General features: G+C 42.6%; 21 protein-coding genes. 13 read left to right on the forward strand and 8 right to left on the reverse strand.

All coding sequences use genetic code 11. The annotated features are described in order from the left end of the window. Positions 1–145: 145 nt before the first annotated feature. Positions 146–988 (reverse strand): 23S rRNA (adenine(2030)-N(6))-methyltransferase RlmJ, encoded by an 843-nt coding sequence (locus OHT75_RS06935; protein WP_264725761.1) that lies wholly within the window; start codon positions 986–988, stop codon positions 146–148. Between the two features lie 134 nt (positions 989–1,122). On the opposite strand from OHT75_RS06935, the gene OHT75_RS06940 reads away from it, so the two are divergent. From OHT75_RS06940 to OHT75_RS06965, 6 genes are all read left to right on the forward strand, one after another. Continuing rightward, positions 1,123–1,881, forward strand: coding sequence for a class I SAM-dependent methyltransferase (locus tag OHT75_RS06940; protein ID WP_264725762.1), 759 nt, complete (start codon positions 1,123–1,125; stop codon positions 1,879–1,881). Positions 1,882–2,109: 228 nt separating this feature from the next. After that, the gene (locus OHT75_RS06945; protein WP_264725763.1) at positions 2,110–2,367 is read left to right on the forward strand and encodes a hypothetical protein; all 258 of its coding nucleotides are present in this window, start codon (positions 2,110–2,112) and stop codon (positions 2,365–2,367) included. Positions 2,368–2,496: 129 nt separating this feature from the next. Further along, positions 2,497–3,813, forward strand: coding sequence for an anaerobic C4-dicarboxylate transporter (locus OHT75_RS06950; protein WP_264725764.1), 1,317 nt, complete (start codon positions 2,497–2,499; stop codon positions 3,811–3,813). A gap of 202 nt (positions 3,814–4,015) precedes the next feature. Then, positions 4,016–4,591: a C40 family peptidase gene (locus tag OHT75_RS06955; protein ID WP_264725818.1), complete on the forward strand. Its 576-nt coding sequence runs from the start codon at positions 4,016–4,018 to the stop codon at positions 4,589–4,591. 274 nt (positions 4,592–4,865) lie between these two features. Further along, positions 4,866–5,399 carry a molybdopterin adenylyltransferase gene (gene mog / locus OHT75_RS06960; protein WP_264725765.1) on the forward strand — a complete coding sequence of 178 codons (534 nt, stop codon included), beginning with the start codon at positions 4,866–4,868 and terminating at the stop codon, positions 5,397–5,399. A gap of 177 nt (positions 5,400–5,576) precedes the next feature. Further along, the gene (locus OHT75_RS06965; RefSeq protein WP_264725766.1) at positions 5,577–7,148 is read left to right on the forward strand and encodes a sensor domain-containing diguanylate cyclase; all 1,572 of its coding nucleotides are present in this window, start codon (positions 5,577–5,579) and stop codon (positions 7,146–7,148) included. Positions 7,149–7,250: 102 nt separating this feature from the next. Here the strand turns inward: OHT75_RS06965 and OHT75_RS06970 are convergent, their stop codons facing one another. The 4 genes from OHT75_RS06970 to OHT75_RS06985 form a co-directional block, all read right to left on the reverse strand. Beyond that, a complete protein-coding gene (locus OHT75_RS06970) occupies positions 7,251–7,475 on the reverse strand; it encodes a hypothetical protein (protein WP_264725767.1) in 225 nt (74 codons plus the stop codon). Positions 7,476–7,573: 98 nt separating this feature from the next. After that, a complete protein-coding gene (locus OHT75_RS06975; protein ID WP_264725768.1) occupies positions 7,574–8,722 on the reverse strand; it encodes an ABC transporter permease in 1,149 nt (382 codons plus the stop codon). Continuing rightward, on the reverse strand, positions 8,722–9,456 hold the full coding sequence (locus tag OHT75_RS06980) for an ABC transporter ATP-binding protein (protein ID WP_264725769.1): 735 nt from the start codon (positions 9,454–9,456) through the stop codon (positions 8,722–8,724). Before OHT75_RS06980 ends, OHT75_RS06975 begins: the two co-directional genes overlap by 1 nt. A gap of 2 nt (positions 9,457–9,458) precedes the next feature. Beyond that, positions 9,459–11,081 (reverse strand): alpha/beta hydrolase, encoded by a 1,623-nt coding sequence (locus tag OHT75_RS06985; protein WP_264725770.1) that lies wholly within the window; start codon positions 11,079–11,081, stop codon positions 9,459–9,461. A gap of 93 nt (positions 11,082–11,174) precedes the next feature. Here OHT75_RS06985 and OHT75_RS06990 point away from each other — a divergent pair, with 93 nt between their 5' ends. The 6 genes from OHT75_RS06990 (at position 11,175) to OHT75_RS07015 (ending at position 17,283) form a co-directional block, all read left to right on the forward strand. Continuing rightward, positions 11,175–11,552, forward strand: coding sequence for a GntR family transcriptional regulator (locus OHT75_RS06990; protein WP_264725771.1), 378 nt, complete (start codon positions 11,175–11,177; stop codon positions 11,550–11,552). A gap of 77 nt (positions 11,553–11,629) precedes the next feature. Beyond that, complete coding sequence (locus OHT75_RS06995) at positions 11,630–12,508, forward strand: ABC transporter ATP-binding protein (RefSeq protein ID WP_264725772.1); 879 nt, start codon at positions 11,630–11,632, stop codon at positions 12,506–12,508. After that, complete coding sequence (locus tag OHT75_RS07000) at positions 12,505–13,836, forward strand: hypothetical protein (RefSeq protein ID WP_264725773.1); 1,332 nt, start codon at positions 12,505–12,507, stop codon at positions 13,834–13,836. Before OHT75_RS06995 ends, OHT75_RS07000 begins: the two co-directional genes overlap by 4 nt. 127 nt (positions 13,837–13,963) lie before the next feature. Further along, complete coding sequence (locus OHT75_RS07005; RefSeq protein WP_264725774.1) at positions 13,964–15,751, forward strand: AMP-dependent synthetase/ligase; 1,788 nt, start codon at positions 13,964–13,966, stop codon at positions 15,749–15,751. Between the two features lie 293 nt (positions 15,752–16,044). Then, on the forward strand, positions 16,045–16,833 hold the full coding sequence (locus OHT75_RS07010; RefSeq protein WP_264725775.1) for a lipase family protein: 789 nt from the start codon (positions 16,045–16,047) through the stop codon (positions 16,831–16,833). 48 nt (positions 16,834–16,881) lie between these two features. Continuing rightward, positions 16,882–17,283, forward strand: a complete 402-nt coding sequence (locus OHT75_RS07015) for an acyl-CoA thioesterase (RefSeq protein WP_264725776.1) — start codon at positions 16,882–16,884, stop codon at positions 17,281–17,283. Here the strand turns inward: OHT75_RS07015 and OHT75_RS07020 are convergent. Further along, complete coding sequence (locus OHT75_RS07020) at positions 17,280–17,528, reverse strand: GNAT family N-acetyltransferase (RefSeq protein ID WP_264725777.1); 249 nt, start codon at positions 17,526–17,528, stop codon at positions 17,280–17,282. The two genes, OHT75_RS07015 and OHT75_RS07020, sit on opposite strands and share 4 nt — an antisense overlap. A gap of 10 nt (positions 17,529–17,538) precedes the next feature. Continuing rightward, a complete protein-coding gene (locus tag OHT75_RS07025) occupies positions 17,539–17,973 on the reverse strand; it encodes an acyl-CoA thioesterase (protein WP_264725778.1) in 435 nt (144 codons plus the stop codon). A gap of 750 nt (positions 17,974–18,723) precedes the next feature. Between OHT75_RS07025 and OHT75_RS07030 the strand changes: the two genes are divergently transcribed. Beyond that, a complete protein-coding gene (locus OHT75_RS07030; RefSeq protein ID WP_264725779.1) occupies positions 18,724–18,891 on the forward strand; it encodes a hypothetical protein in 168 nt (55 codons plus the stop codon). 342 nt (positions 18,892–19,233) lie between these two features. Here OHT75_RS07030 and mtnC read toward each other — a convergent pair whose 3' ends face one another. After that, positions 19,234–19,911: an acireductone synthase gene (gene mtnC / locus OHT75_RS07035; RefSeq protein ID WP_264725780.1), complete on the reverse strand. Its 678-nt coding sequence runs from the start codon at positions 19,909–19,911 to the stop codon at positions 19,234–19,236. Positions 19,912–20,013 lie beyond the last annotated feature (102 nt).

Raw genomic sequence — 20,013 nt, forward strand, 5'->3', positions numbered from 1 at the left:
GATGTGCACTGAGCATATTGCGCAGCAGGATATTCCCCTTTATTGATGCCAATTCGTCGCCGTTATTCAAGCCAATATCACCCTTTATTGTTAGCAGCAAACAAACGCCCTGACATTCAGTCAGGGCATTTTATTCTGGGTTTAGCTATTCACCTACTTCCCACTTTACGGTTACTGAACCATCTGCATGGCCTAAAATTGGTGCAAGGTAGTCAAGCGCAGCTTGGGCTAGTTCGTCGGTTTGCCAAGGTGGATTAATAATCCATAATCCAGCTGCAGTCATACCAAATTCATCACTATCAGCACTGATGGCTTGCTCAATACGAAGCTGTTTTTTTATGCCGCTATTTTTAAGCAAGTTAAGCATCGCTTCCGTTTGCTCACGCCTAACCACCGGATACCACAACATAAATACCCCAGTAGCAAAGCGTTTGTGCGCTTTAATAATGGCATGAGCAACATCAATATAATCTGATTTAATCTCATAGCTTGGGTCAATTAATATCACCCCACGGCGCTCTGGTGGCGGTACTGCGACGATTAAGCCCTGTAGGCCATCGCCTTTAATCACTCTGACTTGTTTATCCTGATCAAAATATGCTTCAAGTAATTCATGATCAGTGCCATGTAGCTCATGCAGTACCATGCGGTCTTTGGGGCGCAATTCTGCATCAACAAAACTCGGCGAGCCAGGATAAACGGTCAGTTGGTCAAACTCACCGTTAAAAATTTTTACCGCTTCCACATAGTCCGCTAAAGCCGTCGGTAAATTGTTGGCTTCCCATAATTTAGCAACACCATCTAAGTACTCTCCGGTTTTTTGGGCAAACTCATCATTGAGTGAATAAGCCCCTGCACCAGCATGAGTATCAATGTACACATAAGGCTTGTCTTTTTTCTGCATGGATTTTAGCACTTGCAGCAACATTGAATGTTTAAGTACATCGGCATAATTGCCGGCATGATATCCGTGGCGATAACTTAGCATGAGATATTCCAAAAAGTGGCAGCGTTGACTGCAAGATAGCCGCATTATAAGTTTTCTTGTGGGTAAGGTATAGGTATTCACTGCCCTAGGGTTTTGGCATAATAGTCTTATTGCCCTTATACGTAGATAACACAGTGACCGCGATTTATTTCAATCAACAATACCCAAGCCTTGTCGATATTTGCCAACGGTGGTCACTTCATTACGATCAAAACGCACCATTTGAGCTGCGTTTTGAGCAAAACCAATTAACCTTACACAAACGGGATGAGCCTAAGCTGGATGGTATCTTAGTAGATTTTGTCACGGGCGCAGTCGCGCATCGCCGCAAATTCGGTGGCGGACGCGGGCAATCAATTGCTAAAGCGGTCGGGCTTAAACAAGGTGTATCTCCAACCGTGGTGGATGGCACAGCCGGTTTAGGGCGTGATGCTTTTGTGTTAGCCAGCTTAGGTTGTAAGGTGATTATGGTTGAACGCCACCCTGTCGTCGCCGCGTTATTAGAAGACGGTTTACGCCGCGCTTATGAAGATGCTGAAATTGGCGCGTGGATGAATGAACGAATGAGCCTGTTCCATGGTTCAAGTTTAATCGCACTTGCCGATGCAGCCAAAAGTAGCGGCACTGAAATTGATGTAGTGTATCTTGACCCTATGTACCCGCACCGTGAAAAATCGGCCTTAGTAAAAAAAGAAATGCGTGTTTTTCAAACCTTAGTTGGCGCAGATCTGGATGCCGATGGCCTGTTACCCCCAGCAATGCAATTAGCCACAAAACGTGTGGTAGTGAAGCGCCCTGACTATGCTGAAGATCTTAATGGCGCTAAGCCAAGTATGGTAATTGCCAGTAAGAAAAATCGTTTTGATGTCTATGTTAAATCCGCAATGAAATAATCACTGACGTCGAAATTTGACTGAAATGTTTTTTGGGTTATTCAGGTAAGCGTCTTTAATGCCACAAGGTGGGTTTGGAATATGGCCTGTGGCCACTAAATTCGTGGCGCTTCGCCCATACTAATTACGCATATAACAAGGTATTAAAATGGGACTTGGCCCGCGTGGCTTTTTTATTTGCGTTAAGTTTTTAGATTAAAGTTCAATGAGTTAGCAAAAGGACATTGTATGAAAAATAGCGTTACCTCGTTAGTGTTTGCAGTTATCTTGGCTATGGCAAGTGGTTGTTCTAGTGTGATTTGTGATGCCAGAACCGATACCTATACTAATGATCTTGATAAAGATCTCAGTCAACGCGAGTGTACAAAACACGTTGATGACAACATTAACTCGTACTTTGATGAGCAGGAAAAAGCTGAACGGGAAGCTTCAGATAAATTATTGCAAGATTCACTGAACAAAGCTTTACCTCCCAAAGTTCAATAACACGTTGGTCATCCGCTTCACAGTTTTAACAATTGGCTCGACTATCGCGCGATTGCTTGAGTTACGTCACTAACGACAAAATGGATTGTGATATATCTTCCCTAAGCAAAATAAATGGGGGAAGAAGCGATGTTTTATATACATATGCTGCTGTTATTAGCGGTGATTTTTGTTGGCATTCGCCACGGAGGCATAGCCTTTGGCTTGCTAGGTGGTTTAGGTGTTTCGGTGTTAGCGTTTGTCTTTGGCATTGCGCCGGGCACGCCGCCTGTAAGTGTTATGTTAATTATTTTGGCGGTTGTTGCGGCATCAGCAACGTTAGAGGCCACAGGTGGTTTAAAGCTACTGGTTAAATTTGCCGAAAAACTGCTACGTAAACATCCCGAGCATATCGTTTTTCTTGGCCCTCTTTGTACTTATTCACTGACGGTGTTAGTAGGTACAGGTCACTCGGTATATCCCCTATTGCCGGTTATTTATGATGTGTCTTATAAAAAAGGGATCCGCCCTGAGCGTCCATTGGCCATTGCGACTGTGGCATCACAAATGGGGATTACCGCAAGTCCAATAGCTGCCGCGGCGGCTGTGGTACTGGCCACCGCGGTTGATAATAATCTTGATATTAGTTTAGTGGATGTGTTGATGGTGACCATTCCATCGACATTGATGGGCTTACTGGTAGCATGTACCTGGAGCTTAACTCGGGGCAAAGATTTAGATAAAGATGAAGAGTTTCAAGCGCGATTAACCGATCCTGAATTTCGTGAAAGCCTAATTGATCCGCAGGCTGAGGAAGCCCAATCCTTAGCGTCAGAATCCACAGCAAAGAAAGGCTTAATTGTTTTCTTATTGGGCATTTTTGCGGTGATCATGATCGCGATGTTTAGCAAACAGCTATTACCCGCAGGGGTCAATATGTCTGTGGCGATTCAGTTTATGATGTTGTCAGTCGGCGGTGTGATATTACTAGCAACCCATGTCTCACCTAAAAAAATTGTCACCAGTAATGTGTTTACCGCAGGTATGACGGCGGTGATTATTATTTTCGGTATTGCCTGGATGAGTGACACGATTATTGGCCACCACAAAGCCTATTTGGTCAGTGCCGTGAGCGATATTGTCAGTGTGCACCCTTGGACGTTTGCAATCGCGATGTTTGTGGTATCGGTTTTCTTGAAAAGTCAGGCTGCGGTGTTAACGATTATGTTGCCGTTAGGGTTTTCGTTAGGGATCCCTGCACCGGTATTAATTGGCGTTTTGCCTGCCTGTTATGCGTATTTCTTTTTCCCATTTTATCCCAGTGATTTAGCGGCGATTAGTTTTGATAGAACCGGTACAACGCATATTGGTAAATATGTCCTGAATCATAGTTTCATTGTGCCAGGATTTATCGGTGTCGTTACCGCAACGATATTGGGATATTTTATCTCAATGGCGATCAATTAGGCGTAAGCTATCGGTAATTTGCTTATATGGCAGCCACTTGGTTGCCATTTTCTTTTACTGATAAAGTTTTCTTTTGAGATTTTTTTCAACTGGTGTAAATTATATTGTTTATTACTTGAACAATATCATTGTAAGTTAGTCTTTTTAAACAATGTTTCTCATACTAACTTGAAGTATTTCGACTTAGAGGTAGGTCAAATTGATAAAGAAGTTGTCTGTTATTAGCTTGGCAATTTTATTAAGTGCCTGTGCATCGCAAGCGCCTAAAGTTGTCGTTAAGCCCCCTAAACCGGTTGTGGTAGTAAAGGAAGAGCCTAAATTACCTAAGTGGAGCAAGCCTAACCTATTGGCCTACCACGATGACTGGTCTGGCACCCCCTATCGCTTGGGTGGCATGAGTAAAAATGGGGTAGATTGTTCTGGCTTCGTGTATTTAGCTTACTTAGATATTGTGGGTCAAAAGTTACCTCGTACCGTTAACGCACAGCGCATTTTAGGAAAAGAAGTTCCTCGTGATCAATTAGAAATAGGCGACTTAGTATTTTTCAAAACCACTAAAACCGCTCGTCATGTGGGGATTTATATGGGCGATTCGAAATTTTTACATGCTTCTACTAAAAAGGGTGTAAAAATTTCTAGTCTGAATAATGTTTATTGGAAACCCCGCTATTGGTTCGCTAAGCGACTCAAATCCCCACAACAATCGGTAGAGTCGTCTATTACGGCCTTGATTGAGTATGCTGAAGTTGAGCAGCAAGGAATGCTTGCTTTGCACTAGTGCAATGTATTGATAAAAAAGGCTTAAGTGAAATCACTTAAGCCTTTTTTATTCGGCGTTTCGGTATTGTGATCAATCAGCACGTTACCGTTTGCCTTTGTGATGTTAAGTCATGGTTTATCTTTGTATTGACCTTAAATCCGTGCACAAAAACCTAGATTGAATCGAGTTATTTGCAATATTGATTGAAATTAACGAGAGATGAATCAATTCATCGTGTTTCGGTTTATGCTACTTTATCGATATTGAATGTAGGGTAATGGAATAGAAATATATGACGAAAGCAAAAATAGGTATCGTGACCGTAAGTGATCGTGCTAGCGCAGGCATTTATGAAGATTTGTCTGGTAAAGCCATTATTGATGTACTTAACGAGTATCTCACCTCTGAATGGGAGCCAGTATATCAGGTGATCCCAGATGAGCAGGATGTGATTGAAGCGACGCTGATTGATATGGCTGACAACCAAGGCTGTTGCCTAATTGTCACTACGGGCGGAACGGGACCGGCAAAGCGTGATGTAACCCCAGAAGCAACAGAAGCCGTGTGTGACCGAATGATGCCAGGCTTTGGCGAGCTGATGCGCGCAGAGTCGTTGAAGTTTGTGCCAACGGCCATTTTATCTCGCCAAACTGCTGGGCTACGTGCTGACTCATTGATTGTGAATTTGCCTGGTAAACCTAAGTCAATCCGTGAGTGTTTGGATGCGGTTTTCCCAGCTATTCCATACTGCATTGATTTGATGGACGGGCCATTTCTAGTGTGCAATGAAGACGTAATTAAGCCATTTAGACCGAAAGCGAAATAAGTTTTAATGGTTACCCTATTAAGAAAGCCCAACTTTGTTTGGGCTTTTTTGTAGGGTAAAAACATCGAATGTATCGGTTATGTTTAAGTGACCAGAGTTCAGATTACATCGATAAATTATCGTTATTAAAAATCACGACTACACTCAATAGTATCATTTGAATTTGAGCTGATATGCATGACGTTAAAACGCTTTTCATTACTGCTGTTATTGTCACTATTGATGAGCGTAGCCTGTTTAGTGATGGCTATTTATTACTTCTTTTATCTTCCTGGTATTAATGCTGAAGTTGCAGACCAACAGCAACAGGAATATGTTTTGCTCAAAGCGGCATTTTCTACATCGGCTAAAAATTTAACCACCTTAAACTATGATTATGCCGTTTGGGATAGTTTGGTTGATTTTGTTGTTCAGCCTTCAGATGAATTTATTGAAAATAATTTATTACCTAATGCGTTTGAAGCTGCCAATGTTGATGCGGTGTTTATCCATAAAGCGGACCAGCAACTGGTTTGGCAATATCTAGATAGTTCTATAATTGAAACTGCCTCAGCGTTAAGTGAGTTTGTTGGCAAAAAAACCACAACAAATGCAGACACATTATTACCTTCTTTAGCTGAAATCTCAGCACAGATCCCCTCTACTCGGCATGGATATTATGTCATCGCAGCGCAGTTATTTTACATCACAAACACGACGATTTTACCTTCAGAGGGCACAGGGGAAATTGTTGGCAGTATCACTATGGCCAGATTAGTCGATAGTAAAATGATAGACGAAATTACCAGCAATTCGATGGTGACCTTTTCGATTGATAACATCAATAATGCCAGTACTTACCCACTCCCGATCCATGATTTTTTTAGCCAAAATCAATTAAAAGAGGTAAATGCATCTCACAGTTGGCTGATCCATAATAAGTTTGACGAGCAGGCCGTTGTCATCACTGTACATCATCGAAAAACATCAAGACCCCAATTAGATGCGGTTTCCGTTATGTTGTTATTGTTCATTATCACCATAATTGTGACATTTTCTATGATGATATTGTCGCGATTTTTAATCTCACCTTTGATTCATTTCAACAACAATATTAATAATTCTTCCAATGATAATCTGATGGCTAAAATCCCTAGTCAGCACTTTATCGATGAAATAGACAATGTGTCTAATTCATTTAATCAGCTCTTAATTCGTTTTGCGGAACAACAAAACTACCTAGAAACCTTAACAGTACAAGACGCGTTGACCCAAATTACTAACCGCAGAGGATTAGAAGCTTTTGCAGACAGTGTGATAACAACATGGCACCAGCAAGAGTCTGGGTTTAGTGTCATGATGATAGATATCGATCAATTTAAACTTTATAACGACCGACATGATCATCTTTTAGGTGATAAAGCCCTTGTCGATGTTGCTGGTTGTTTAATGGAAACCATGGCTTGTTATGATGCACTTGTGGCCCGATATGGTGGCGAGGAATTCTGTGTCATTGTGAAGGATGATCATATGCAATCCATCAATGATGTGGCAGAGCGATTAAGAATGGCTGTTGAAAATTTGCATATTAAGCATGATGTGGATGGCACGCTTTGGCTAACAATCAGTATTGGTGGTGTGGTGGTTCCCAAGTTGTTTGAACACGCAGAACGGTATTTATTTCATGATGTATTAAAGCAAGCGGATAAGCAGCTTTATATCGCGAAAAAAACCGGACGCAATAAAGTGGTATTGAGTCTGTTTCAGTAGGGTTTTCTTGTGAGTCAGGGCTTATAGCGATTGCTTAAAAGTGACATAGCCCCCCATTTAGCAGGGGGTGCTATGTCATAAATGCGCTTGCTCAAAACTCAATTAGAGTTGATTAAATTTACGCTTCAGGTCATAACTGTCATCGGTTACCAGCTGCTCTAGCACTTGTATTCTGGCGACTAACGCCTTATTTTGTGCCAGTAACTGATCAACAGAATCGCGGCTATTGCGCTGTTTAGCTTTGGTATAATACTTAAATATTTCAACGGCGCTGGTGCCAATAACGATAATGGCCACTAACGTAATGATTGCTAAATCGCTTTCCATGGTGTTACTCCTTAAATCATTCACTGCTAACTCACTAAGCTGCGGCGTAAGAGGGTTTGGCTCACACCGCGGCTATTCATATTCCTTGTTAAGATGAGCTACAGGCCAAATACCACTTTTTCACTTTTAAGCATTTTTTCCATGCCAAACATTAAGCCTAATGAAATCACTATCGTCATGATGGATGACACGGCTAGCTGCAACATGGGGATTTCTTTGCCCTTAATAAAGTCCATTAAGGCTTGCTGTTGACCTGATACGGGGATCCACTGCAGCATATCTGGGGCGATGTTATAGCTTGCCGCCATAGATAAGGCGATGGGGACAAATAACACCATGGTTAAATAGGATTGTGCTTCTTTAAATGACTTTGCCATAAAAGACACAAATAGCTGCAAGGTTGATGCAAGCAAGGCAACGGGAATACCGATGACAAACATTAGCTTCATAAAGTCAGTTGAAATATTGATGCTAAAGCCCAGTTCTTGCCAAGGCACAAAGGTGTAAGCAATTTTAGATATTAGCAATATCAGCATTAAACCCAACAATGCAAACAGGGTTACAGCAATCACTTTGCCAAGCACCAGTTGGCGAGTGCTAATTGGATGACTAAGCATTAACGCCAACGAATTACGTTCGCGCTCCCCTGCACTGGTATCAATGGCGAGATTCATCGCTGAGATAAACACTGAGTAAATCATAGTAAAAATAGCAATACCCAAGATCATACCGCCTTTTGAATCAGGGGTTGATTGGTCTTGCATGTCCACTTTTAATGACTGCATTACCTGTGGGTTAATACCACGAGCAATTAACCGTAAACTGCCCATTTCGGCACTATAAGTTTGCAGTTCTTGTTGCAGACGTCGAATGGATTTTTGCAGCTTCTCATCAGAGTTATCCGCCAGAATAATCACTTCAGCAGGTTTAGCTTTAGCCATGTTGGCGGCATAATCTTCAGTAATGGTCAAAGTGATCGCTTTTACATCAGTATCTGGCTTAGCCGTTAAATCAGCCTGATTTATGCCTTTTCGACTTAAATAACGCACTAAGTCTGGGGCGTTTTCCGCTTTGTTAATGGTGATATTTAAGTCTTCAGGACTGGTTAATTGATTAATGAGCACCATAAACATGCCGCACATAATCAAAGGCGTACCGATGGCGTAGTATAAACCTGCCATCACCGAGCGTTTGTCGCGTGCGGCATCAATGAGTTCTTTGCGCACCATTGCAATGAGTTTATTCATTATGCTGCAATCCCTTCGTCAGTTCCGATAAGTTTAATGAAAGCCTCTTCCAGTGAAGACTCTCCCGTTTGTTGGCAAAGCTCATCTGGGCTGCCGGTGGCAACAACCGAGCCATTGGCCATCACTATTACATGGTCGCAAAGCGCCGCGACTTCTTGCATCACATGGCTAGAAAATAATACGCAATGACCACGCGCTTTGAGATCGATTAAGATATCGCGTAATAAACGTGTGCTCATTACATCTAGGCCGCGAGTGGGCTCATCTAAAATGATATTGGTTGGCTGGTGGACAATCGCTTGTGCCAGTGCGGTTTTCATTCGTTGCCCCTGCGAAAAGCCCTTACAACGACGATCACTAATATCGCTTAAATTTAGCTGCTCAATCACCTTTTCAGTGGCGGCTTTTGCTTCTTTACGCGACATGCCACTCAGCTCGGCAAAATAGGTAATGTATTCGCGCGGGGTGAGTCGTTCATACAAACCAAATGGATCAGGGAATAAGCCTAACTGCTGTTTGGCCTGAATCGGTTTTTCTGCCACGTTGATGCCATCCACTTCGGCATAACCATCGTCGGGAGTTAATAAACCAAATAGTGTGCGTAAACAGGTGGTTTTACCTGCGCCGTTAGGGCCAAGTAAACCTGTGATGTGGCCATCTTGAGCGCTAAAGCTGAGCTTGTTTAACGCCTGCACATCACCGATTTTTTTCGATAAATTCGTCACTGAAATCATGATTATTCCTTATCTGTGCCAGTAGCATTGTTTGTTAAAGCGGCTTCATCGGCGATAGCCACAGTGCCTGCATCCGTTGAAATAATAGGTTCTACCGAATTAGCATTGAGGTAAAAGCTGCGGCGTATATCTTTTTCAAGGCAGCTGGCATCAATTTTTTTAACGCTGGCGCTATCGACTAAATCGGCAATTAAATCGTTCGCACAGGTTTGTGCAGCAACACCATGGGTCGCAAAAGGTGAAATTAAATGCTTGGCATTAGTTAAATTTTTTGCGGCTAACGCGCCCCAATTGGGTGGCGTGGCAGGGTCTAATTCGCCTGAAAGTAATAATGTCGGTAAATCACTGCTAATCGGCTCGCTAAAGCTATCTGCAACGGCTGGCACTTTCCAAATTTCACAGGTTTTCTCTAACCCTTCCATCATGGTCGAGCTGATGTAAGACTCTTTGGCATCTTTACGCATTTGGTCTGATATTCTGTGGATGTCTTCACCGCAAACAACAGAAGCATGCATTCCCATCGCTAAACCGATACCGTCAGCCGATAAGGCATATATGCCTAGAATAGGTTGGTAATCTTCTTTGGCGGCTTGATGAATCGCATGGGGTAATAATGCACGAATGGCTGGAGTATATAACCCCATTCTAATCGCACCATTGAATTTACTGCGAGTCAGCAATAACGTGCTTGGCTCATTGGTAAGAGGGTCACGAACGCTTTGTTCTGTCGGTTTGGTAGTCAGGCGCTGATCCACGGTTTTGAAGTCGGCGAGTAAGTCTGGGTACTGCGTATGACAAGCCTGATTGCTAGCACAATCTCGCATTAATAACTCAAATCCACGCTCAATTGCACTGCCAATTGCCACGACACTTTGTTGCATTGGCACAACCCCATCTAAGGTTACTGTGCTTAATGCCTCTGGGTAATGACGCATATACAGTTGAGCCATACGTGTACCGTAAGACACACCGTATAAGTGCAGCTTTTGATAGCCTAAATATGTGCGCACCGCTTCAAAATCCGTTAATGCTGTTTGACTACCATATTGGGTAATGTCGGCATCTGTTTGGGTTAAGCATTTTTCAGTATCTGCAATAATATCAACATCTTCATCGTTAAATGACAACATAGAAGTGGCTTCAGCGTCTTCGCAGTTAAGGATATTTGATAAGCCAGTGCCGCGTTGATCTATCAGTAAAATATCGCGTTGTTGGCGCACTTTATTGAGCAATCGGTCAAACCCTGCGGCATGCTCTATTGCGGATTGCCCTGGTCCACCAGCAATCGCAAGCAGCGCTTCGCTTGGGTGAGTATCTTTAATGGCGGGTAATATCGCAAAATGGATGTCGATGTGCTTTCCATCGGGTTTTTGAGGGTTTTCAGGCACACTAATTTTGCCGCACTGTAATTGCTCTGACAGACCGTCTAAATGACAAGAGTGGGTTTTGGCATCTACCGTATTAAGCGGTTGTGGTTGGTCTGCATCACTGGCATAGCTGCTGCTGGCGAATAGCACGCTAATGATCACTGCAGCTAAACGGCGAGTGCCTGTTGCCGATGGGGGCAATGCGTAATGGCGCAACCTTGAGGTTAGCGATTTACTGACAAACTTCCTGTTGATCATCGGAACGTTTCCTTTTTGCTTTTTGAGATGATTGTGTTAACTTACACTAAGTGTATGAGTGTATCAATGTATTAATACAGTTTGTAAAGGCTAATGTTAGAACTATTAAATGTCAACCCCAGTAGTGGTGAACCAATCTATCGTCAATTGCATGATCAAATCGTGCGATTGATTGTGGGCGGGCAATTACAAGCTGAAGATGTATTACCTTCCGTTAGGCAGATGGCCGAATTTCTTACCGTTAACCCGATGACGGTGTCACGTGCTGTGCAGCAATTGGTGGATCAAGGCTGGATAGAACGTCGCCGAGGTCAGCCCTCTATCGTCGCCGCACGCAATTGCACTGACAAAACCTCTGGTGGCAGCTTGATGCAACCCAAAATAGACGATTTAGTGACTCAGGCTCAACAACTCGGTGTTGAGTTAGATGAGTTACAAACATTGATAGCTAAAAAATGGGTCGCTAAATAATTTTTAATAAATCAACGACTCAATGTCGCCACAAAGAGTCAGTAATACCATAAGATTGAGCTAAAGGAATGCCGATAATGCAACAAAACCAAGCACCGATACTGACATTTAATCATGTGTCCAAAGTCTTTCCTCTAAAAGGCGGCAAAACCCCACACACAGCGTTGGATAATTTGTCGATGCAATTATTCCCAGGCATGGTGGTGGGGTTACTGGGTCAAAATGGTGCTGGTAAATCGACTTTAATGCGTTGCGCTTTAGGGATTTTAACCATCGATTCAGGTGAGATTAAAACCCTTAACGAGTCTCCAGCGGCATTATCTGATCTTGCTAAGTCTCGTATTGGTTATGTTCCCCAGCAGCCCTTTGGCTATGAAGGCTTTACGGTAGAACGCGCGTTAGATTTACATCGCAGTTTTTACGCTGATTGGGATAAGCAATTAGAACAAGAGTGGCTTGAGCGTTTTGAATTAGATGTGGCTCAATCGGTGCAAAAGTTATCCGTTGGTCAGCGTCAATCACTGGCATTAATCATGGCGATGGCCTATCGGCCTACACTATTGGTTTTAGATGAACCCGTGGCCAGTTTAGATCCTATCGCACGTCGTAAATTCATGGCCGACTTATTTGATTTAGCCTTAGAGTCGGGTTCTGCGGTGCTGTTTTCTTCGCATATCACCTCTGATTTAGAACGAGTAGCAAGCCACGTTGCCTTGATCAAAAAAGGCAAATTAGTGCTGTTTAAAGAAATTGACACCTTAAGAGAACAAGTAAAATTACTCAAAGTCACCGCCAATGCTGAATTACCTCAGCATGTAGATATTTTACACCAAACACACACGGCCGACTCAAGGTTCATCGTTGCTGATAACTGCCAGTCACAGGAACAATTCAACGGCCTTATTAGTGAACAATCCTTGAACTTAGAGCAGCTATTTATGGAGTTGCATCGATGAACACTATGTTAGCCAATTTAGTGAAGTCATCAAATCGGCTTACGCCAAATGGGGTTAAATTAAGCGATTTTATAAACCGTAATAGCTACCGTGGTATGTTGCGCTTGTGGTTTTTTGATGTCGGTAGCGTCAGCTTTTTATTCACTAGCTTGCTGGGTTTTGGTATTGCGGCCTTGAGTTTGTATATTGATAAAACCTCATCAATCGGCTTAATGTTATCAATGTCGGTGATATCCAGCAGCATGTCTGTTTTATGGCAATTAAACCGTTTGGTCGGGGCTGAAACCAGCAGTTTAATTCCCGGCTATCAGCGAAATATTGTGGTGCAATCAATCGCTATTTATTTTAGCGTGATGTTATTCTCGTTAGGGTTTGCAGTGATATTTGCTCCCTTAACGGTCACTTCGGTGTTATTAGCCGTATTGGTTAGCTTGGCCTTTTTATGGGGATGTTTGCACTGGAATAAGGGGTTTCAGTTTTCAATACTGCTGTTTATCGCTATGCCTTTTTTTGATCAGATAACGCTTAATATACCTTGGTGGTTTTTGGTGCCCCCCTTAGGCATCTTACTTGAATTGGTAAAAGTGAAATTGGGCCAATTAACTTGGCATCAAGATGCCAGAGCCACCTATTTAAGCGGCATGGAAATGGGCTGGTTTTGGTTACCCAGCATCAAACAGCACAACCTGCTGGATAAACTCAACCGATACTTACACCCTGCAAGCTTTTTTGTTGGGCCACTTTTAGCGATGGCCTTGGTAATGGTCACCCTATTGGGGTTGTTATTGTTTATACCATCCACGCTGTTTGAATGGCATTTACCTGTTCAATTGATCGTTGGGCAACTGTTATTAATGATGTGTTGTTTAGTTCACTGGAGCCGAGTTCAGCGTTGGCGAGGGGCTGAAACCTTATTTATGTTACCGGGATTTACAGGGCTAATTGGGCTGCAACAGTCTTTCTTTAAGGCCAGTGTTAGGCTTATTGCTTTGTTAATGTTGAGCATGCTATTGATTTGCACCGCGGGTTATCTAGCTGGTCAGCCACTGTCTTTGCCATTCATTATCCACCTATTGTTCTCTGTGTTGTGGAGTGGTTTTTTAGCTTTGGGGCTTGGCGCACTCAGCCGTAACGTAAGCCAGATGTCAGCTATTGTGCTGTTGATTATTTGCCACTCGCTTTTTGTGTCATTTAGTTTTAAAGCATCACAAGCACAACAAGATTTGAGTATTTGGCTGATTGCCGACGTGGCACTGACAGTAATCGGCTTGGGGTTGTTTATTTCGAGTAAAAATCGCTTGTGGAAAAATGGTGTGATTGATCTATAACTGTGATGGTATCGCATCAAAGCGTGATCTCACCCGCTGGAGTAGAGCAAAAACTCTTATGGTTTAGTATTGGTTCAGGTAGAATGTGATAAAACAGTACACCTGTAAGCCAAAAAGGTATCTCACTATGTTGTTAGAAAACTATCATATCGTTCGACTGCTGCAACAACAAAGCCAGACGTTAGGCGAGAACATTGCCCTTGAAGGTTTTGAAATGGCTGCGCCCTGGAACACGGTTTCCTGGCATCAGTTTGATACCATCACCAGTAAAATTGCCCAGTTATTGATTGATTTTGGCCTTCACGTGCATGATAAAGTGGTTATTGTGGCGCAAAATAGCCCACAGTGGACCTGTGCAGATATAGGTGCGCTAAAGGCGCGTAATGTGGTGGTACCGGTTTATCCAACCAGCACCATGGAGCAAGCAGTATTCATTGTGAATGACTCGCGCGCAAAGGTGATTTTTGCGGGTGATGAAAGCCAATACCACACCGCATGTAAAATTCAGGCTCAGTGTCCAAGTGTTCAGCATATTGTGGTGTTTGATAGCAGGGTCAAGTTAGCCTCAGATGTGCATTTTCATTTAGATGCATTGCTAAATACTAGCCCTTCGCAACACAGCCATGACGAGTTAACCCAGCGTTTATCTCAAACCTCACTGGATGATTTACTCACGCTTATTTATACCTCGGGCACCACAGGTGAGCCTAAAGGTGTGATGTTAGATTATCGCAATATTGCCTCTATGGTTGAGCAGCATGATACTGAAATTGCCTTTAAAGCAGGTGATGTGTCATTAGCATTTTTACCACTAAGTCATGTGTTTGAGCGTGGTTGGACATTTTATGTGTTGTGTCGCGGTGGCCGAAATGTGTATTTAACCGATACCCACAAAATAAAAGAAGCTATCGCCGCAGTGAAACCGCATACCTTATGCGTTGTGCCACGTTTTCTTGAAAAGGTTTACAGCGCCATACATGACAAGGTGAATTCTGCGCCGGCAATACGCCAAAAGCTATTTCATTGGGCAATTGGTGTCGGAGCGCGTCAATTTGAAGTGAGTCAAGGCAGAAAGCGTCCAAGTAAATGGTTATCTGCACAATGGCAATTAGCGAATAAATTAGTTTTTAGTAAATTACAAAACGTGCTGGGCGGCCGCTTAACCTTTATGCCTGTCGGTGGTGCCGCGCTTGATGTCAATGTCGGCGGATTTTTTCATAGTATCGGGGTGCCGATTCTCTGTGGCTACGGGATGACAGAAACCTGTGCAACGGTTACCTGTAATACCTTAAATAATCGCGTGCCCGGCTCTAACGGTAAGCCTTTACATGCCATGGAAGTAAAAATTGGCGCCAATAATGAAATTCTAGTGCGTGGCGAAACCGTAATGCGTGGTTATTTTAATCGACCAGAAGATACCGCAGAAGCCTTTGAAGATGGCTGGTTAAAAACCGGTGATGCGGGCATGATTGATGCCGAAGGTAATTTATACATTACTGATCGTATTAAAGAATTAATGAAAACCTCTAACGGCAAGTACATTGCGCCGCAGCGTGTTGAGGGAAAAGTCAGTTGTTGTCCGTTTGTCGAGCAAGTGGCCATTATTGCCGATGCGCGCAACTATGTTTCGGCGCTGATTGTGCCGGCATTTGAAGCATTAGAAGTGTGGGCAAAAGAAAAAGGCATTAGCGTTGAAAACCCTATCGATTTGTTACGTAACAGCCAGGTGGTTGAGCATTTTGAGCAACGGCTAAAAGAGTTGCAGTATGAGTTGGCAGGATTTGAGCAAATTAAAAGGTTTACCTTGTTACCTGAAGCATTTTCAATGGAAGCAGGGTTAATCACTCCGACAATGAAATTGCGCCGTAAGAATATTTACAGCAAATACGCAACCGAGATTGATGCCATGTATTAATCGCATCATGATTTGTCATTAAGGGCGCTTCGGCGTCCTTTTATATGTCCAAAAAGCTGATTACAATGTGGAAAGACAATAGCTTGAACCATGTAATTGAGTACGCTGCACAAGAATATCGTTTTACTGAGATATCACGCCACTTAAGATATAACGCCACCTTAATAGCAGGTATATTAATTGTTGAGTTTGAGTCGGTAATTTATCATCCGCGCCGAAGTGATTGCGTGTTGTCATCAACTCGTCACCCTTCTTCAATACAGTGATAACATCTAAAGTTAGGACTTTATGATGTGAAAAAACTGAAACGCTACCAATACGAACGTTATGCTGTGTTATGTAAGGCAACTTATCGGGCTGACTTTTTGCCAGAAAAATTAGGGTTTGAGCCATCGGGTTATCAAGAAATAGCCAACCGTTGGGGAAACGTGTGTGTCAGAGTGCTATGGCGAGCAGACCAAACTGAAGTGCTGGTGGTGTTTCGGGGCTCACAGACCTTTAATGAATGGTGTATAAATACCTGGTGCTGGCCTGTCTCTAAAGTTTATGCTGATGGCATTTACCGTGTTCATGCCGGTTATGAATATCTTTTAGAACAAACTGCTAATCCTAAGCCGCCACACTATTTAACCCATATCAGTTTGTATCAACAATTACATTCAATTTTAGCCCCCTTAATACAATCGGGTAAACGAGTGAGTCTGACGGGTCACTCGTCAGGTGGCGCAATGGCCATTTTAGCAGCTGATAGATTAGAGCGGGTGTTTCCCCATGCCATTAAACGAGTGGTGACGTTTGGTCAACCCGCACCTGGTTTTAAAAGTTTCCAACAACAATATTTACTGCATCGGCGTACATACCGCATTTGTTGTGATTTGGATATGGTGACCTTTCTACCGCCTTTTCCGGGTATTTTTTACCATGTAGGCAAGCTGCTTTGGTTACATAACGAGCGAGTATACGAGCATATTCATCCCTCCCAGCGATTTTTATTGAGCATTATCAGTTGGCTAGTTTCACCGTTTGCATACCATTACATGCATAAATATATTCGTGACAAAGACTTCTTTGATGATTTTTAGTCACTGCACTAGAATGGCGCACTCAATAACAATAAAAAGGAATATGCCGTGTCTGTTACTCAGTTCTCTCTGGATTTAACCCCTCGCTTTTGTGAAACCGACGCTTTAGGTCATATTAATAACACAGTGATCCCAGTGTGGTTTGAAGCCGCACGAGAGCCCATTTTTGAAATCGTGAACCCCGGACAAGATTTAACGAAGTGGAATATGATTATTGCAGGATTCACCATCGCATTTAATGCACCGACGTTTTACGGCAAAAAAGTCACGGTAAAAACCCATATTAGCCGTGTTGGCAATAGCAGTTTTGAAATTGCGCAAACTTGCTGGCAAGAAGGTAAGCAAACCGCCGAAGCAAAAACAACCATGGTGCATTACAACTATCAAACAGAAAAAAGCCAGCCATTATCTGATGCGGTAAAAGCGCAATTGGCAGGCTTAACGGGTTAAGCTAAAAACTTTTGCACATAACTGCAACTGGCCTCAATGGTCAGTTGTTGCTGTTTCGCCCAGCTTAATCCGGTTCTGACCAAGCTTTCAGCTATGCCTTTGCCACGCATAGCAGGTGGCACAAAGGTGTGATGAAAATTAATTTTATCCTCAACCAAACGGTATTCTAAAATTGCTTGTTCTTGATTAATTTCAACGAGAAAACGATGCATTTCAGGCTGATGGATAACCGCTAGAGCATTCATAATCCCCCCCTTAATCTTCTGTGTTAGCGTGCTGTTTTAGGGCAACAAGTAACGACTCAGATAATTCAGCTTTTTTACCTGTTTTAAAGTTAAACATCACCACCTTTGCCCAACCAATAGTGGTAACCGCCTGCTGTGCTTCACTATAAGCAGTGTAGTGCATAGTAAAACGATCTACGGCGATATCACTAATGGTCACGCCAACAATTAAGGTGTCAGGAAAGGTAACCGGTCGTTTATAACGGGCGTTGGTTTCGCTCAGCACTGGACCAACTCCGGTTTTATGCAAATCTTCCAGAAAATTAAGCTGACTAAAGAAGTCTAATCTTGCTGTTTCAAAGTATCTGAAATACACCGCATTGTTCACATGCTGCAAGGCGTCCATCTCTCCCCAAGCCACAGGTATTTTGGTGTGTATCGGGTGTGTTGCAATAAAGTCTTCCATGGTCTGTCCTTGTTTTGACGATAAACGTTAATTTTAAACAACTGTTTAACTTGCGACCAATTTAGCAACCATTGAAACTGACAACAAGTATTATGCGATTGTTTTGTCATCAAATGGATTAGCAGCCGATCAAATGCCTTTGCTATTTAAGGCTGCTGCGTTGGTAAAAAGTCAGGTAACCATGTTTGTAAGAATAAAATCGTTTAGATAAAGTAATTTTATTGCTGCGGCATTGCCATTGAATAAATAACAGCTAACTTGCGTTACGGGTACCACTTTTTAGTTCATTTATCTTTGCTCAGGCACAGAAGACCATAGCTTCAATCTAATCAATTGCCTGCCGCAGGGATGTTCAGGATGAACTGAATGTCGCGATCACATGGATGTGAAAGAGCGACCTTATGTGCAAACACGACCGTGACACGCTGCACTCTTTATATAAATCAAAAGGTCCCTGAAAGCTCGGCCATGACGTCCATGTCATGGTCAAATTTGTTCCAGACAAATTTTGACATTCCCACCATCCATGGTGGTCAGTAGTCACGGCCGCGCTTACACTGGAATTATTATCTCTTCGATTTGACTGTATTTGCTACTAATTAGGCGTAAAGCCTCCAAGACTCAATTTGAATTGAGGTCATCGAGAAAAGGCCGTGAGCTTGGCATGGATGCCACGCTAGCTTTCGTTAGGCCAGGGATGGCCTATCGGAAGCGTTAGGGCTTTTCGACAATGGCCGAAGCAAGCTACAAATGAAGTTTAAAGCTGGATCGTTCCCCATCGAAAATATGCGCTTTTCAGCATTTTTCGTCTGGGGCGGCAGGGTGATCCAAGAGGGTATTGCTGTTGATACCCTTTTGGCCGGTGCAGGATGGAATCCTGCGATATTAATCCAAACGAAGTTTGGAAATGCAGTGTGAAATCCTGAGGTCTAAATCTGATGTTAACTCAGTACCACGACGTTGATTGGTCTAGAATCGCAAAACTAAGTTAGCTTTCGATTCTTAAACCATACTAAATAAAGCCAATCGATAAAATGACCCAGTGTAGATACCGCTGAGGGTATTGAAAAAAGGACATTTCCGTTAAGCAGCCATGGTTGGCGTAAAGCGTCCCGAAGCAGTATCTGCACATAAGCCTGTGGCAGGCAATGAATAGCATCAAGATAAAGTCGCATTTGATAGCTAACTGAGAAAATCACAATTTTGCCCATAAAAAAACGACCGTTAAGATCGTTTTTATGGGTTAAAAATTGCCGTGAATTAGCATTCTAGCTCATCAAATGAAGTGATGACTTTGAATTTGGCCGTACGAGCATTTGGCTCTCTGACCATTTGGCAGGTTAACATTCCTGCTGCGTCAGCCGCTTTTAATTCCTCAACCATATCTGAGATAAACAGCATTTGTTTTGGTTTCAAACTGATGGTGTTGCAAATATTGCTATAGGCTTGTTTATCTAACTTATTGCCAGTACGGGTATCAAAATGGCCACTAAAATGTGTAGTTAAATCGCCTGCATCAGTGTGGCTGAACAATAGTTTTTGTGCATCAACAGACCCTGATGAAAAACTGTAAATACGGATATTTGCCGCAATAATGCGCTCAATATTGTCGATAAAATCTGGGTATATATGGCCTTTGAATTCAGAACGATTATAGCCTTGCTTCCAAATTAGCCCTTGCAAGGTTTTTAATGGCGTGGCTTTACGATCTTCTTCAATCCATTGATTAAGAATTTCAGTAACACGCTCAAGGGTTGCATCTGGCTCTAAAGCAATATCTTTTACATCGCTAATGCAATAATCCACCAAGGCATTATCTTGATTTTTAGTTAAAAAATCAGCCATGGCTTTTTTAGAATACGGAAATAGCACATCCTGAATAAAGTTAAGATCTGTGGTTGTGCCCGCGGTATCAACGATGATAGCTCTAATACTCATAATGCTTTACGACTCCAAGGTAATGCTAATCATTAGATCCTATGCTTTATTGTGCAGCAAGGCTAGTCAAAACCCCTTAGATTTTCATATTTGTTAACTTAT

The sequence above is a fragment of the Shewanella subflava genome, assembly GCF_025971955.1.
GTDB classification, from domain to species: domain Bacteria; phylum Pseudomonadota; class Gammaproteobacteria; order Enterobacterales; family Shewanellaceae; genus Shewanella; species Shewanella subflava.

Excerpts from the sequence above, each read along its gene's own strand:
- OHT75_RS06935 (WP_264725761.1), bottom strand. The coding sequence starts at position 988 with ATGCTAAGTTATCGCCACGGATATCATGCCGGCAATTATGCCGATGTA.
- OHT75_RS06945 (WP_264725763.1), top strand. The coding sequence starts at position 2,110 with ATGAAAAATAGCGTTACCTCGTTAGTGTTTGCAGTTATCTTGGCTATG.
- OHT75_RS06950 (WP_264725764.1), top strand. The coding sequence starts at position 2,497 with ATGTTTTATATACATATGCTGCTGTTATTAGCGGTGATTTTTGTTGGC.
- mog (WP_264725765.1), top strand. The coding sequence starts at position 4,866 with ATGACGAAAGCAAAAATAGGTATCGTGACCGTAAGTGATCGTGCTAGC.
- OHT75_RS06965 (WP_264725766.1), top strand. The coding sequence starts at position 5,577 with ATGACGTTAAAACGCTTTTCATTACTGCTGTTATTGTCACTATTGATG.
- OHT75_RS06970 (WP_264725767.1), bottom strand. The coding sequence starts at position 7,475 with ATGGAAAGCGATTTAGCAATCATTACGTTAGTGGCCATTATCGTTATT.
- OHT75_RS06975 (WP_264725768.1), bottom strand. The coding sequence starts at position 8,722 with ATGAATAAACTCATTGCAATGGTGCGCAAAGAACTCATTGATGCCGCA.
- OHT75_RS06980 (WP_264725769.1), bottom strand. The coding sequence starts at position 9,456 with ATGATTTCAGTGACGAATTTATCGAAAAAAATCGGTGATGTGCAGGCG.
- OHT75_RS06985 (WP_264725770.1), bottom strand. The coding sequence starts at position 11,081 with ATGATCAACAGGAAGTTTGTCAGTAAATCGCTAACCTCAAGGTTGCGC.
- OHT75_RS06990 (WP_264725771.1), top strand. The coding sequence starts at position 11,175 with ATGTTAGAACTATTAAATGTCAACCCCAGTAGTGGTGAACCAATCTAT.
- OHT75_RS06995 (WP_264725772.1), top strand. The coding sequence starts at position 11,630 with ATGCAACAAAACCAAGCACCGATACTGACATTTAATCATGTGTCCAAA.
- OHT75_RS07000 (WP_264725773.1), top strand. The coding sequence starts at position 12,505 with ATGAACACTATGTTAGCCAATTTAGTGAAGTCATCAAATCGGCTTACG.
- OHT75_RS07005 (WP_264725774.1), top strand. The coding sequence starts at position 13,964 with ATGTTGTTAGAAAACTATCATATCGTTCGACTGCTGCAACAACAAAGC.
- OHT75_RS07020 (WP_264725777.1), bottom strand. The coding sequence starts at position 17,528 with ATGAATGCTCTAGCGGTTATCCATCAGCCTGAAATGCATCGTTTTCTC.
- OHT75_RS07025 (WP_264725778.1), bottom strand. The coding sequence starts at position 17,973 with ATGGAAGACTTTATTGCAACACACCCGATACACACCAAAATACCTGTG.
- OHT75_RS07030 (WP_264725779.1), top strand. The coding sequence starts at position 18,724 with ATGAAGTTTAAAGCTGGATCGTTCCCCATCGAAAATATGCGCTTTTCA.
- mtnC (WP_264725780.1), bottom strand. The coding sequence starts at position 19,911 with ATGAGTATTAGAGCTATCATCGTTGATACCGCGGGCACAACCACAGAT.